Genomic DNA, 12,742 nt, shown 5'->3' with positions numbered 1-12,742 from the left:
CGGACCGGCGACGGGCGGGTCAGACCGCCGTGACCGGGTGCCGGACCACCCCGTCGAAGAGGTATCCGAGGTCGTTGCAGGGGGCCCGGTCGGGCTGACCCCGACCGGTCACGTCCACCGCGCGCGCCCGCAGCGTCCACCGGCCGGCGGTCGGCGGACACCACCGCGTCGACCACCGCTGCCAGGGCCCATCCCGATCCGCCCCGACCAGGGTGGCGGGCTGCCACCCGTCGCCCGTGTCCACCTCGACCCGGTCGATCGGGCCCGCCCCGGACCAGGACCGGCCGGTCAGCGTGGTTTCGACGCCGGCCGTCAGTCGGGCGTCCCAGGGCAGCTCGAACGCGCTCTTGACCGACTGCGTGTCCGCCGGCCCACCATCGGTCGGCCGGCCGGGACCGAACATCCGGTAGAGGCTGGTGTTCCACGGGGAGAAGAGTGGCGCGGTGGAGACCTCGATCGCACCGACCCACTTGACCGAGGAGATGCCGATCCAGCCGGGCACCACCACCCGTACCGGGAAGCCGTGGTCGGCAGGCAGCGGCGCACCGTTCATCTCGTACGCCAGCAGCACGTCGTCGAGGGCCTTGCCGATCGGCAGCGGACGGCGTACCCGGCCGAGGTCGACACCCCCGGTGACGTACGGCGGGTCCAGGCCCTCCGGCATCACGTCCACCGCGTCGGCGGTCAGCCCGGCGTGCCGCAGCACGGTGGCCAACGGCACGCCCCGCCAGCGGGCCACCCCGACGCCACCGAGCCGCCACGGCACCCCGGCGGCCGGGGTGTCCTGCTGGCTGGCGAAGAAGTGCCGCCCGTTGCCGGCGCACTCGACCAGGGCGGGGAGCTCGACGGCGGGCAGCGCCCGCAGGTCGGCGTAGCCGAACTCGACCGGGGCGTCCCGGGTCGGGGCGTCGCGCAGGCCGTCGCCGTACAGCCGCAGTCGCCAGGTGTCGGCGTCCAGCCGGGGGGTGTGGGTGTGGTTGCGGACGAAGAAGCGGTCGTTCGGCACCACGTACCCCTGGCCGGCCATCGCCTCCCACCGCATCTCGGCGTTGCCGTCGCGGGGCGTGAGCAGCGCGGGGTCGAGCGGCTTGACGATGCCCGGGTCCACCCCGACCGGCTCGGCGGCGAGCGCGACCGGCTCCCGTCCGTCGTCGGCGGCGAGGGCGCTCATCGCCGTGCCCAGTGCGATCAGTTCGGCGCGGGACACCCCGGGGTCCCGGGCCTGGCCGGACAGCCACTGCCGGGCCCGGTGGGCGTCATGGTCTGCCTCGTCGTACGACACAACGGTGGACACCGGGGGCTCCTTCGGCTCGGCGACGGTAACTCCTATTGAATCAGTAGGAGTTACCCGCCGGGCAGGACCACTGGGCGACCACGGTCGGGGCCATCCGGTCAGATCGCGGCGGCCAACGTCACCACCCCGGCCGCGACCAGCACCCCGGCCCAGAGCCGGTCCACGTTGAACCAGACCCGACGCAGCACCCCGACCCCCAGCACCTCGTACACCACCAGCGCGACGGTCAGCGCGACGCCCAGCATGGCCAGGGTGTGCACGCCGGCCGCGACCAGGCCGGGCAGCGCGCCGGCCGACGCCGCCGCCAGGTGTCCGGCGTGCCCGCCGGCCGGCGGCGGATCGGCCAGCAGCACCGGCAGCAGCATCAACCCGGCGCCGTGCGCCGACGACATCAGGAACGACCAGCCGGCCACCTGCGCCGCCGACATCCGCATCCCGGCCCAGCGGAAGTGCCGCTGCGACAGCAGCCGCCACAGCCCGAAGCCGACCAGCACCGCCCCGCCGGTCACCGTCAGCGCGGTGCTGGCGGTGACCGAGCGGGTGGCGGTGACCAGCGCGGCGACCACCGCCACCGAGGCCAGGTGACCCGCCGCGATCGGGGGCAGCGCGGCCAGCAGCGCCGTCCGGCGGCGCTGTTGCAACCCCCGGGCGACCGCGAAGAGCCACCCCATCGCCGGGTTCAACCCGTGGAACGCGCCGAGCGCCGCCAACGCCAGCAGGGTCCGCCCGGTCACGGGAAGCAGTACGAGTCGGAGCTGGCGTCGCCACCCTGCAACCGGGTCTGGTGCACCCGCAGCCCCCGGAACTCCTCGCCGTGCGGGAAGAACCGCTCGTCCGGGGTGAGGCCGCCGCGCTCCGGGTCGACGTCCAGCTTGGCCAGCCAGGCGCCCACCCCGTCGGGATAGAACTGGTCGTCCCAGGAGCCGTAGAGCGAGTTGCTGACATAGACCCGCCGACCGTCCCGACTGATCTCCACCATCTGCGGGCCGCCGGCGAGCGGCTCGTCCGGCGCGGCCGGATGGGCGGTGCGGGCCACGATGCCCCCGAGCCGCACCGAGCCGACCAGCACCGGGTGGAACGGGTCGCTGACGTCGTACTGGCGCAGCTCCCCGGTGCCCCAGCAGGAGACGTAGAGGAACCGGTCGTCCACCGACAGGTCGATGTCGGTGACCAGCGGTGGCACCGCGCCGAACGGCTTGAGCAGGTCCGGCAGGTCGGCCGGATCGGCGGGTTCCGCCGGGATGTCGATCACCCGGGTCACCGCCCACGGGGCGTCCGCGCCCGCGCCGTCGCGGTGCCACAACCAGACCGACGCCGACAGGTCCTCGACGCTGATCACCACCCCCACGAAGCCGTACGACCGGGTCGGGTCGTGCGCGGGGCGCAGTTCGAGCGGCATCTGGTACTGGTCGCCGAGGTCGACCCGCTGCACGTGCCGGCGCTTCGCGAGGTCCCAGAAGTGGATCGCGTGCCCGTATTTCCGCCCCAGCAGCAGCTCACCGACGATGCCGTCCTCGATCATCGACGGGGTGCCCCACTCGCTGGTGACCAGCACGTCCTGGGTGAGGTGCCACCACACGTCGTACGCCAGGAACTGCGGGCCCCGGTCGGCCTCCCAGGCCCCCCGGACGGCGAACGTGGTGTGGTCGAGCACGGCGATGCCGCCGGGACCCTCGGCACCGTCGACGCCGCCGAGCGCCGACAGGTAGATGCCGTCCGGGCCGCAGTGCACGGTGTGCGGGCGGGAGTAGCCCGACTTCTCGGCCAGCTCCTGTGCGCCGATCACCTTCACCAGTTGCGGGGCGCGCGGGTCCGGTCGGGTGTCGAACACGTGGATGCGGGACGACCGCAGCCCCGGCACGATCAGGTAGCGCCGCTCGACGTGCGGGTGCGGGGCGGTCGGGCAGAGCGCGCTGCTGCACGCGTTCCACCCGAAGTGGTGCAGCTCGTCGCCGGTGTGCGGCAGGTCGGTCCAGCCGACCACCCGGCCGTAGTCGGCGGATTCCGGATCGGTGTCGAGCACGACGATCGCGTCCGGCCGCTGCGCCGTACGGTCGAACGCGGCGACGTAGGCCAGCTTCTCGGCGGGCGCGGTGGCCGCCTCGCGGGGGGAGGGATAGAAGCTCGGGTCGGGTGTCCAGCGGGTCATCGGAACCTCCGGTGGTCAGGCGGCGGGTACGCCGAGGCGGTCGAGCAGGCGGCGACGCAACGCGCCGAAGGCGGGCTGGTCGGGGGAGCGGGCGGGGTCCAGGTCGACGGGGATCTCCTCGGCTATGACGCCCCCGTCGAGCAGCAGGATCCGGTCGGCGAGCAGCAGCGCCTCCTCCACGTCGTGGGTGACCAGCAGGGCGGCGAAGCCGTGCTCGGCGCGCAGCCGACGCAGCAGGGACTGCATCCGCAGCCGGGTCAGCGCGTCGAGCGCCCCGAACGGCTCGTCGAGCAGCAGCAGGTCCGGCCCCCGGACCAGGGCACGGGCCACCGCGACGCGTTGCGCCTGACCACCGGAGAGCTCGGCCGGCCAGGCCCGGCGTCGATCGGCCAGCCCCACCTCGGCCAGGGCCCGGTCCACCCGGGCGCGTACGTCGGGCCCGGTCAACCCGAGCGCGACGTTGTCGCCCACCCGCTTCCAGGGCAGCAGCCGGTGCTCCTGGAAGACCACGGCGGCGGTGCCGCGCAGCCCGGTCCGACCGGTGGCCTCGGCGTCCAGGCCGGCGAGGACCCGCAGCAGCGTGCTCTTGCCGGAGCCGCTCCCGCCGAGCAGCGCCACCACCTCACCGGCGGCGATGGACAGGTCGACCCCGGCGAGCACCGGTCGGCCGTCGAAGGCCCGCCGCACCCCGTGGGCGGTGAGCACCGCCGCCGCGTCGCCGGTCCCGCCCGTCGGGCCGGTCAGGTTGCCCGTAGTCCGCGTCGCCATGTCAGCGTCCTCCTCTCCCACACCCGCAGGGCGACGTCGGACAGCAGCCCGAGCAGCGCGTAGATGACCAGGCCGAGCACCACCACGTCGGTCTGGCTGAACTCCCGGGCCTCCATCATCAGGAAGCCGATGCCGGTCTGGGCGTTGACCTGCTCGCCGACGACGAGGCTGAGCCAGGCCGCCCCGATCGCCAGCCGCAGCCCGAGGAACAGCGACGGCAGGGCCCCGGGCAGCACCACGTGCCGCAGCCGGGCGGCGGGACCGAGTCCGCAGGTACGGGCCGCCTCGACGAGCCGCTCGTCGATGTCCCGGATGCCGGCGTAGGTGTTGAAGTAGATCGGGAAGAACACCCCGAGCGCGACCAGGGTGACCTTCAGCGACTCACCGATCCCCACCCAGATGATCAGCAGCGGAACGAGCCCCAGGTGGGGCAGCATCCGGGCCATCTGCACCGGCGGGTCCACCAGGTCGTCGCCGAGCCGGAGCAGGCCGGCGGCGACGCCGAGCAGCAGGGCCAGTACCCCGCCGACGAGCAACCCGACGCCCGCCCGGGTGAGCGAGTCGAGCAGGTGGACGCCGAGGGTTCCATCGCCGGCCAGCCGTACGCCGGTGCTGAGCACCTGGCTCGGCGCGGGCAGCTTCTCCGGCGGGAGCAGTCCGGCGCGGGCGGCGGCCTCCCAGCCGGCGACGAGCACGACCGGGCTGACCAGCCGCCGCCAGCGCCGGCCGGCACGTCGTCGCCGGCCGGCGTCCGGTGTGGCCGCGACGGCGGTCGGCGGCGCGGTGGCCAGCACGGTGCTGCTCACTGGAACACCGCGCTGAACCGGTCGTCCACCCGACCGGAGATGTCGACCGGGCCGGGGACCAGGTCGAGGGTGGTGAAGCCGTCCGCGATGGCCTGGAGTTCGGCGCCGACGGCGGGGGTGACCGGGGCCAGCGGACGGGCGCTGCGGGCCAGGGCCCGGGTGGTGACGTCCAGCGGGATCTTCAGCTCGGGGGCGAGCACCGTGGCGCGCTCCTGCGGGTTGGCGATCCCCCAGTCGGTGACCGTGCGGTAGGTGGTGAGGAACGCGCGGACGTCGTCGGTGCGGTCCCGCACCACCTCGGGGGAGGCCAGCACGTACTCCCGGTTGCTGGCCAGGCCGGTGGCGTCGGCGAGGACCTTCACCCCGGGCTGCTCGGCGAGGGCGAAGTACGGGTCCCAGATGATCCAGGCGTCGACCTGACCGTTGTCGAACGCGGGCCGTCCCTCGGCCGGCTTGAGGTACTTGACGTTGATGTCCTTCAGCGTCATGTTGTTCGCGGCCAGCAGCCGGACCAGCAGCCAGTGCACGTTGCTGCCCTTGTTCAGCGCCACCGTCCGGCCGCGCAGGTCGGCGAAGGTCTTCAGGCCGCTGCTCTCCTTGACCAGCACCGCCTCACCCTGGGGGATCGGGGCCGAGGTGCCGACCACCGAGAAGGGGATCTTCGCGGCGGCGGCGAAGATCGGGGGCGCCTCGCCGACCTGCCCGATGTCGATCGCGCCGGCCTTGAGCGCCTCGGTCAGCGCGGGACCGCTCTCGAACAGCGACCACTGCGCGTCCGGCGCGGCGTTGCGGGCCTTGACCAGGCTCAGCCCGCCGAAGCGCTGGTAACCGATGCGCAGCGGGCCGGTGCCGCCGCCCGCGTCGGCGTCGTCGGCGCAGCCGGCGACCCCGCCGACGGCGACCAGCGACAGGGCGGTGAACAGGGCGGTGGCCAGGCGGCGTACGCCCCTCGGCGGGGTGGGCATGTCGGCTCCTCGGGAGTGGATGATGTGCTCGCGACGCCGGAGGTCGGCGGCGGGCAGTAACCTACCAAGCCGATAGGTTTTATGGGTAGCCTGTCGTGGTTCCCGTCCCATCCCTCAGGAGGACCTTCGATGCCGCTGACCTTCCACTGGTTCCTGCCCACCTACGGCGACAGCCGCGACATCGTCGGTGGTGGTCACGGCGTCGCGGTCGGCACCGCAGGCGGGGCCCGCCCCGCCACCGTCGCCTATCTCGGGCAGATCGCCCGCACCGCCGAGCAGCTCGGCTTCGTCGGCGCGCTCACCCCGACCGGGGCGTGGTGCGAGGACGCCTGGCTGGCCACCGCCATGCTGTCCGAGGTCACCGAACGGCTGAAGTTCCTGGTGGCGTTCCGTCCCGGCCTGCTCTCACCCACCCTCGCCGCCCAGATGGCCGCCACCTTCCAGCGGCTCTCCGGTGGCCGGCTGCTGCTCAACGTGGTCACCGGCGGGGAGGCCGCCGAACAACGCTCCTACGGCGACTTCCTCGACAAGGACGCCCGGTACGCCCGTACCGACGAGTTCCTCCACATCGTCCGGGCGCTCTGGCGGGGGGAGACCGTCGACCACACCGGGGCGCACCTGCGGGTCGAGGGCGCCCGGCTGGCCCAGGTGCCCGACCCGGTGCCCCCGGTCTACTTCGGTGGCTCGTCCGCCGCCGCCGGCCCGGTCGCCGCCCGGCACAGCGACGTCTACCTGACCTGGGGCGAACCGCCCGCCCAGGTGGCCGAGAAACTCGACCGGATCCGCGCCGTCGCGGCCGGGGCCGGTCGGGAACTGCGCTTCGGCATCCGGCTGCACGTCATCGCCCGGGACACCGCCGAACAGGCCTGGGCGCAGGCCGACCGGCTGCTCGACGGCATCGGTGCCGCCGACGTCCGGGCCGCCCAGGAGGGGCTGCGGCGCAGCGAGTCCGAGGGGCAACGCCGGATGCTGGCCCTGCACGGCGGCCGCCGTGACGCGCTGGAGGTCGCCCCCAACCTCTGGGCCGGCTTCGGGCTGGTCCGGGGCGGGGCGGGCACCGCCCTGGTGGGCAGCCACACCGAGGTCGCCGACCGGATCGCCGAGTACCACGCGCTCGGCATCGACGAGTTCATCCTCTCCGGCCACCCGCACCTGGAGGAGGCGTACTGGTTCGGTGAGGGGGTGCTGCCGATCCTGCGTGCCCGGGGGTTGTGGCGGCATCCGGCGGGCGACCCGGTGACCGAAGCGTCGGCGAGCATCCCGTTCGCCCCCCGACCGGCCCGGGTCTGACCACCGACTGCACCCCACCCGCCCCGCCGGCCGGGTGTTAGGCCAGCGCCGGCCGGCGGGGCGGTGGGCCCGCGTCGGCTGGTTCGGCGGGTGGGGTGGTTCAGTGGGTCAGCGGTGGCCCGCGAAGAAGTCGGCCAGCACCCGGGTGTGGGTGGAGAAGGCCAGCTCGACCGGCTCGGTGAGGACCAGCCACTCGGTGGCCTCCTCGGTGGACGTCGACGGGGGCAGCCCCGAGGTCGCCCGCTCCGGCAGCACTCCGAAGATCATCATGGTGCCGCCGTGCGGGGAACCGTGCACCGCGAACAACCGCGCCCGCTCCGCCTCGCCGACCAGGCCGGTCTCCTCGCGCAGCTCCCGGACCAGCGCCTCGGACCAGTCCTCGCCGTACTCGACGAAACCGCCGGGCAGGGCGAGCAGGCCGCGGGCCGGCTCGATGTCCCGGCGGACCACCACCACGCCGAGGCCGGCGTCGGTGCGGACCGGCAGCAGCGCGACCGCGACCGGCGTGGGGTTGCGCCAGACCGTCTCCCCGCAGGTCGCGCAGAGCCGGGGCCAGCCGGCGTCCGCCGGATAGGCCGCGCCGCAGTAGTGGCAGTGGGCGTACGGGAGGACGGTCATGCCGCCGCACGTTACCGCCCCGGCCGCTGCCCGCCGGCGGCAGGTCGACCATCCGGATCCGCCGCCGTCGACCGGTCGTCACGCAGCAGGTCGCGGGCCTCCATCAGGGCGAAGCCGAGCAGGTTGAGCCCTCGCCAGCGGGCCGGGTCCCCGGCGCGCGGGTCGTCGGCGGCCAACCCCACCCCCCACACCCGGTCGACCGGGCTGGCCTCCACCAGCACCCGGTCCCCGGTGCCGAGCAGGTATGCCCGCAGGTCGGCGTGCTGGCCGAACTTGGCCAGGCTGCCGGCCAGCACGATGGGGTACCGCTCGGCCTCCCACACCGCCGGGTCGAAGCGGCGGACCTCCCGGCCGATCGCCTTGGCCTGGTGCGGATGGGCGGCGGCGAGCACCCGCTCCCCGGCCCCGGTGTCGTCGAAGAGCAGCGCCTTGCGCCACATCATCCAGTGCTCGGCGGTGGCGAAGCGCCGCCCCTCGACGGTGAACGCCGCCGGCCACCACTGGCTCAGGCAGCTCTGGCCGACGGTGCCGTCCCGCCGGGGCCGGTGCCCCCAGAAGCAGAGGTATCTCACCCGCTGCCCGGCGTGGTGCAGGGCGAGGACGTCTTCGGCGCGGCGCATCGACATCCGCCCAGTCTGACCGCCGGCTCCGACAGCACGCACGTGGGTTTGCGCCGGGCCGGGCGACCCGGCGCAAACCCGTACCGTCAGGCCGGCGGCGCGCCGGTGTACGCGGCGATGGTCCGGGCGGCGGCGGCCCGCGCGGCCTGCGGCTCGGCACCCCCGGCGATGTCGGCCTCGGCCCAGGCTTCGCCGCTGAGCGTCATGAACAACCGCCCGTCCTCGGAGCCGATCCAGGTGGCGGCCTGGTCGGGGGTGATCCCCCCACCGTCGGCGTCCAGGTGGCTGGCGAGGCCGAGCAGGCCGGAGTCCCAGCCGACGCCGACCGCGCCGGGGCCGTACTCGGTCCACCGCTGGTCATCGACGTGGGCGACGTGTTCCAGGGTGAACCGGGTCCGCTCGTCGCTCTCCGGGGTGAGGTGCACCTCGATCCAGCTGACCTCGTCGCCCATCTCCCAGGTGGCGGCGAAGCTCTTCGGCGGGTCGCAGCGTTCCACCACGCCGCCGGCGTTGCCCTCGAACTGGTAGCGGCCGTGCAGCCGCAGGTCACCGGAGATCGGCAGGAACCAGCGGGGGATGCGGTCGATGGTGGTGCAGGCGTCCCAGAGGTCCTCCAGCGTCGCCCGGTAGGTCTGGCTGATGGTCAGCACGCGCGCCTCACCCGCCTCCAGGGTGCGGCTGCCCACGGCGCGTCGTACGGCGCTGATCTGGTGGCTGGTCTCGATCATGATGTGCTCCGGTGTTCGGTCGGGTCGTCCGTCGTGGTGTGCGACCGCCGTTCGCGTCGGCCCCGGGCCAGCTCGGTGGCCAGGGCGTCCAGTGCCGGTGTCCAGAACCGACGGAACCCGTCCAGCCACTGGTCGACCTCCCGCAGCGGGGCGGGATCGACTGCGTAGAGCCGCCGGGCACCCTGCGGGCGCACGGTGGCGAAGCCGTTGTCCCGCAGCACCTTGAGGTGCTGCGAGACGGCGGGCTGGGTGATCCCGAACTCCTCCTGGATGACCGCGCAGACCCCGCCGGCGCTCCGCTCACCCTGCGCGAGCAGTTCGAGGATGCGTCGGCGCACCGGGTCGCCGAGGACGTCGAAGGCGTGCACGGTCCCCTTTGTATCAGGCATGACTTATATAAGCAATCAGTCTAGGTAACCGGCGACGGCCGTCCGTAGTTCGGGCAACCGGTCGTGCAGCAGGCCGGGGCACTGGGTGCTGGCGAAGTCCTTGTGGCCGTAGATCTGACTGGCCGGGATGCCGTACTGCTGGCAGGTGAACGCGCAGAAGACCACCAGGCTGTCCCACAGCGCCCGGGGTGGCTGCACGTCGACGTAGATCCCGTCGTTCTCGATGCCGATGGCCTGGCTGTTCTGCCCCACGCAGTGCGCGCCCTGCACCATGGTCTGCCCGTGCAGCAGCGCGTACAGGCTGCCGTGCCGGCCCTCGGTGAGGTGGCCGCCCCGGCTGTTGGTGAAGTGCTGACCCGAGTCGAGCCAGCCGTTGCCGTCCATGTGCAGGTTCTGGATCTCGCGCGAGTTGGCGTACGCGTGGGCCAGGCTGTAGTCGGTCGAGTTCGGAAACGCCGTGTGATGCACGATGATCTTGTTGGGTCGGCTGCCGACCACGCTCACCGGCGATGACGGCGGCCGGGCCCCCCAGGTGGCGCAGTTGGCGATCACCGGCTGGTCGACCCGGCCGGCGGCGAAGGCTTGGCTGGTGACGGCGGCTTGGCTGGTGGTGGTGGCGGCTCGGCCGGTGGTGGCGGCGCTGGCGGCCGGCCCGTCGGGCAGGGCCGGCGCGATCGCCCCGGCGGTGCCGAGCAGGACCGCGCCGCGCAGCACGCTGCGCCGGGACACGGGAACGTTCATGGCGGGCTCCTCGGGGTGGCGGGAGGTGCCGGCGGCGGGCCGGGTGGGTCCGCCGCCGGCGGACGGTCAGCAGGGGCCGTTGCAGGCCAGCACCCGGAGCCGGTCGAGGGTGCCGTTCCAGACGTTCTGGTCGCCCGGGAAGGTGCCCGACGACGCCCACTGCCAGAAGGAGTACGTGGACCAGCCGGCCGGCAGGGCGCCCACCGTGCCGGCGTAGCGGGCGAGCCAGAGCGGGTTGGTGGCGGCGAAGCCGCTGTAGTTGCCGGTGCAGGTGGTCCACCAGTCGGTGGTGGTGTAGATCGTCGCCCAGCGCCCGGTGCGGGCCTGGTACTGGTTGACGAAGGACGCGATCCAGGTGCGCATGGCGCTCTGGCTCAGCCCGTAACAGGTCGCGCCGTAGGGGTTGTACTCGATGTCGAGCGCGCCGGGCAGCGTCCGGCCGTCCTTCGACCAGCCGCCGCCGTGGTCGACGAAGTAGTTGGCCTGGGCGGCGCCCGTCGTGGTGTCCGGCCGGGCGAAGTGGTACGAACCCCGGATCATCCCGACGGTGTACGAGCCGTTGTACTGCTGGGCGAAGGACGGGTTGGTGTAGTAGGTGCCCTCGGTGGCCTTCACGTAGGCGAACCGGGCGCCGTTGTTCCAGGCGGCGGACCAGTTGACGTTGCCCTGGTAGCTGGAGACGTCCATGCCGGGCAGGCCGGCCGGGGCGGCGGCCGGGGTGGCGATGTCGCGGGTGGCAGCGGTGGGGGCGGCGGCGGCGGGGGTGGCGACGCCGAGGGTGGCGGCGACCAGGGTGGCGGTCGCCAGCAGCGGGCCCGCGATTGCGCGGAGACGGTTCATCTTTCCTCCCTGAGAGATGCCGCATGGGTACGGCGGGAGCGACGAAAGGAACTGTCAGGTATTAGGTCACGCCTGGAGATAGTTTTCAAGAGATGTACTCAAGATTGTCGATGCCTGTCGGTAGTGGATCGGAGTACGACGCAACGGTCGAGGCGCGGCCGGACCGGATCGGATCGGATCGGCCAAGGTTCAGGTGGCGGGACGGGCGAGGATCTCGGCTGCCGCCCGCTCGCCGGCCAGCACCGCCCCCTCCAGGTAACCGGCCCAGCGGATCGCCGTCTCGGTGCCGGCCCAGTGCACCCGTCCGACCGGTTGCCGCAGCGCGGGCCCGTAATCCCGCCAGGAGCCCGGCGTCAGCGACCCGCAGAAGCAACCCCGGGTCCACTCGTCGGCCGACCAGTCGTACTCGATGAGATCGTCGGGCTCGGCGGCGGCCGGGCCGACCAGCTGCACCAGCGCTGCCAGCACCGCCGCCTGTCGCCGGCCCGGCGACAGGCGGCGCAGCTCACGGGCCTGCCGACCGTAGCTGAACGCGGTCAGCACCCCGCGCGTCGACCCCGGGATGGAGTTGTCCACCGTCTCGGTCACCGGCCCCTCCGCGGAGGTGGTCACCCCGGAGCGCCCGGCGGCCCGCCAGAACGGCGTCGGGTAGACCGCGTGCAGCTTCAACGCCGAGCCCATCGGCATCCGCTGGGTCAGCCCGTCGCGCAGGACGGGCAACGCCGGGGAGTACGCGATCCGGCCCGCGAGCGCGGGGGCCATCGCCACCACCACCGCCTCCGCCGGGTACGCCCCGTCATCGGTGTACGCCACCACCTTGAGATCGTCCTGGTGGATGGCCCGCACCGGTGCCCCGGGCCGTACGGTGCCCGCGGGCAGGGCCGCCGCCATCCGTTCTGCCAGAGCCGGTGGACCGCCCACGATCCGATCCTGCTGGGCACCCCCGGCCATTCCCAGCAGCAGTGCACTTCCGCCGCCGCTGCGCAGGTAGAACAGCACCTGCAACAGCGACACCTCGTCCGGGTCCGCCGCCAGCAACCCACCGGCGAGCAGTCGACCGACATACCGGGCGGTCACCGGATCGGGCGCGACGGTGGCCAACCAGCCGCCGAGGGTGAACCGATCCCACTCGTCCGCCCGCGCCGCCCGCCACGGCGCGGCCGGGTCCACCTCGGCGGCGAGGCGGTCCAGCAGGTCCACCAGCCGCCGTGCCGACTCCGGCGGGGCTTCCCGTAGTTGCCCGTCCCAGCGCACCGCCGTCCTGCCGTGGGCGGCCGACGGGAAGGTGTCCAGCCCGTACCCGGCGACCAGGGCGGCCATCCGCTCCTGGGTCGGCCCGATCCACTGCGCGCCCAGATCCAGCGCGGTGCCGTCGTCCAGCCGCCGGGTGAGCACCCGCCCCCCGATCCGCTCCCGGGCCTCCAGCACCCGCACCCGTGCCCCACCCCGCCACAACACCGCCGCAGCGGCGAGCCCTGAAAACCCCCCACCGACCACCACCACCCGCATCGCCCGCGCATACCCCACCCACCCG

Annotated in this window: 14 protein-coding genes; 1 reads left to right on the top strand and 13 read right to left on the bottom strand. The window is 73.7% G+C overall.

Features of this window, described 5'->3' with window-relative positions:
* Nucleotides 1–19: 19 nt before the first annotated feature.
* The 6 genes from GA0070216_RS09985 to GA0070216_RS09960 all read right to left on the bottom strand — a co-directional run bounded on the left by GA0070216_RS09985 (nucleotide 20) and on the right by GA0070216_RS09960 (nucleotide 5,982).
* Nucleotides 20–1,294, bottom strand: a complete 1,275-nt coding sequence (locus GA0070216_RS09985) for a sulfite oxidase (protein WP_218108160.1) — start codon at nucleotides 1,292–1,294, stop codon at nucleotides 20–22.
* 98 nt (nucleotides 1,295–1,392) lie between these two features.
* Nucleotides 1,393–2,028: a hypothetical protein gene (locus GA0070216_RS09980; protein WP_091242812.1), complete on the bottom strand. Its 636-nt coding sequence runs from the start codon at nucleotides 2,026–2,028 to the stop codon at nucleotides 1,393–1,395.
* The gene (locus GA0070216_RS09975) at nucleotides 2,025–3,443 is read right to left on the bottom strand and encodes a selenium-binding family protein (protein ID WP_091242808.1); all 1,419 of its coding nucleotides are present in this window, start codon (nucleotides 3,441–3,443) and stop codon (nucleotides 2,025–2,027) included. The genes GA0070216_RS09980 and GA0070216_RS09975 overlap by 4 nt, the downstream gene beginning before the upstream one ends.
* A gap of 15 nt (nucleotides 3,444–3,458) precedes the next feature.
* Nucleotides 3,459–4,211: an ABC transporter ATP-binding protein gene (locus GA0070216_RS09970; protein WP_091242805.1), complete on the bottom strand. Its 753-nt coding sequence runs from the start codon at nucleotides 4,209–4,211 to the stop codon at nucleotides 3,459–3,461.
* On the bottom strand, nucleotides 4,184–5,017 hold the full coding sequence (locus GA0070216_RS09965; RefSeq protein ID WP_091242801.1) for an ABC transporter permease: 834 nt from the start codon (nucleotides 5,015–5,017) through the stop codon (nucleotides 4,184–4,186). The genes GA0070216_RS09970 and GA0070216_RS09965 overlap by 28 nt, the downstream gene beginning before the upstream one ends.
* Entirely contained in the window at nucleotides 5,014–5,982 is a 969-nt protein-coding gene (locus GA0070216_RS09960) for an aliphatic sulfonate ABC transporter substrate-binding protein (protein WP_091242798.1), read from the bottom strand. Before GA0070216_RS09960 ends, GA0070216_RS09965 begins: the two co-directional genes overlap by 4 nt.
* Nucleotides 5,983–6,111: 129 nt before the next feature.
* Between GA0070216_RS09960 and GA0070216_RS09955 the strand changes: the two genes are divergently transcribed.
* The gene (locus tag GA0070216_RS09955; RefSeq protein WP_091242794.1) at nucleotides 6,112–7,272 is read left to right on the top strand and encodes an LLM class flavin-dependent oxidoreductase; all 1,161 of its coding nucleotides are present in this window, start codon (nucleotides 6,112–6,114) and stop codon (nucleotides 7,270–7,272) included.
* 108 nt (nucleotides 7,273–7,380) lie between these two features.
* On the opposite strand, the gene GA0070216_RS09950 is transcribed toward GA0070216_RS09955, so the two are convergent.
* The 7 genes from GA0070216_RS09950 to GA0070216_RS09920 all read right to left on the bottom strand — a co-directional run bounded on the left by GA0070216_RS09950 (nucleotide 7,381) and on the right by GA0070216_RS09920 (nucleotide 12,735).
* Nucleotides 7,381–7,890, bottom strand: coding sequence for an NUDIX domain-containing protein (locus tag GA0070216_RS09950; RefSeq protein ID WP_091242791.1), 510 nt, complete (start codon nucleotides 7,888–7,890; stop codon nucleotides 7,381–7,383).
* An 11-nt stretch (nucleotides 7,891–7,901) separates the two neighbouring features.
* Nucleotides 7,902–8,516 carry a riboflavin biosynthesis intermediates N-glycosidase gene (locus GA0070216_RS09945; RefSeq protein WP_091242787.1) on the bottom strand — a complete coding sequence of 205 codons (615 nt, stop codon included), beginning with the start codon at nucleotides 8,514–8,516 and terminating at the stop codon, nucleotides 7,902–7,904.
* Nucleotides 8,517–8,596: 80 nt separating this feature from the next.
* The gene (locus GA0070216_RS09940) at nucleotides 8,597–9,238 is read right to left on the bottom strand and encodes an SRPBCC family protein (protein WP_091242780.1); all 642 of its coding nucleotides are present in this window, start codon (nucleotides 9,236–9,238) and stop codon (nucleotides 8,597–8,599) included.
* Nucleotides 9,235–9,606: an ArsR/SmtB family transcription factor gene (locus GA0070216_RS09935; RefSeq protein ID WP_091242777.1), complete on the bottom strand. Its 372-nt coding sequence runs from the start codon at nucleotides 9,604–9,606 to the stop codon at nucleotides 9,235–9,237. The genes GA0070216_RS09940 and GA0070216_RS09935 overlap by 4 nt, the downstream gene beginning before the upstream one ends.
* Nucleotides 9,607–9,642: 36 nt before the next feature.
* Nucleotides 9,643–10,368: a peptidoglycan recognition protein family protein gene (locus GA0070216_RS09930; RefSeq protein WP_091242773.1), complete on the bottom strand. Its 726-nt coding sequence runs from the start codon at nucleotides 10,366–10,368 to the stop codon at nucleotides 9,643–9,645.
* A 66-nt stretch (nucleotides 10,369–10,434) separates the two neighbouring features.
* Nucleotides 10,435–11,208, bottom strand: a complete 774-nt coding sequence (locus tag GA0070216_RS09925; protein ID WP_091242769.1) for a lysozyme — start codon at nucleotides 11,206–11,208, stop codon at nucleotides 10,435–10,437.
* Nucleotides 11,209–11,397: 189 nt separating this feature from the next.
* Entirely contained in the window at nucleotides 11,398–12,735 is a 1,338-nt protein-coding gene (locus tag GA0070216_RS09920) for a flavin monoamine oxidase family protein (protein WP_245722442.1), read from the bottom strand.
* Nucleotides 12,736–12,742 lie beyond the last annotated feature (7 nt).

The organism is Micromonospora matsumotoense (assembly GCF_900091525.1).
Taxonomy (GTDB): Bacteria; Actinomycetota; Actinomycetes; order Mycobacteriales; family Micromonosporaceae; genus Micromonospora; species Micromonospora matsumotoensis.
Note: the sequence above shows the minus strand (reverse complement) of the source record. Positions and strands in the feature narration are given on the sequence as shown.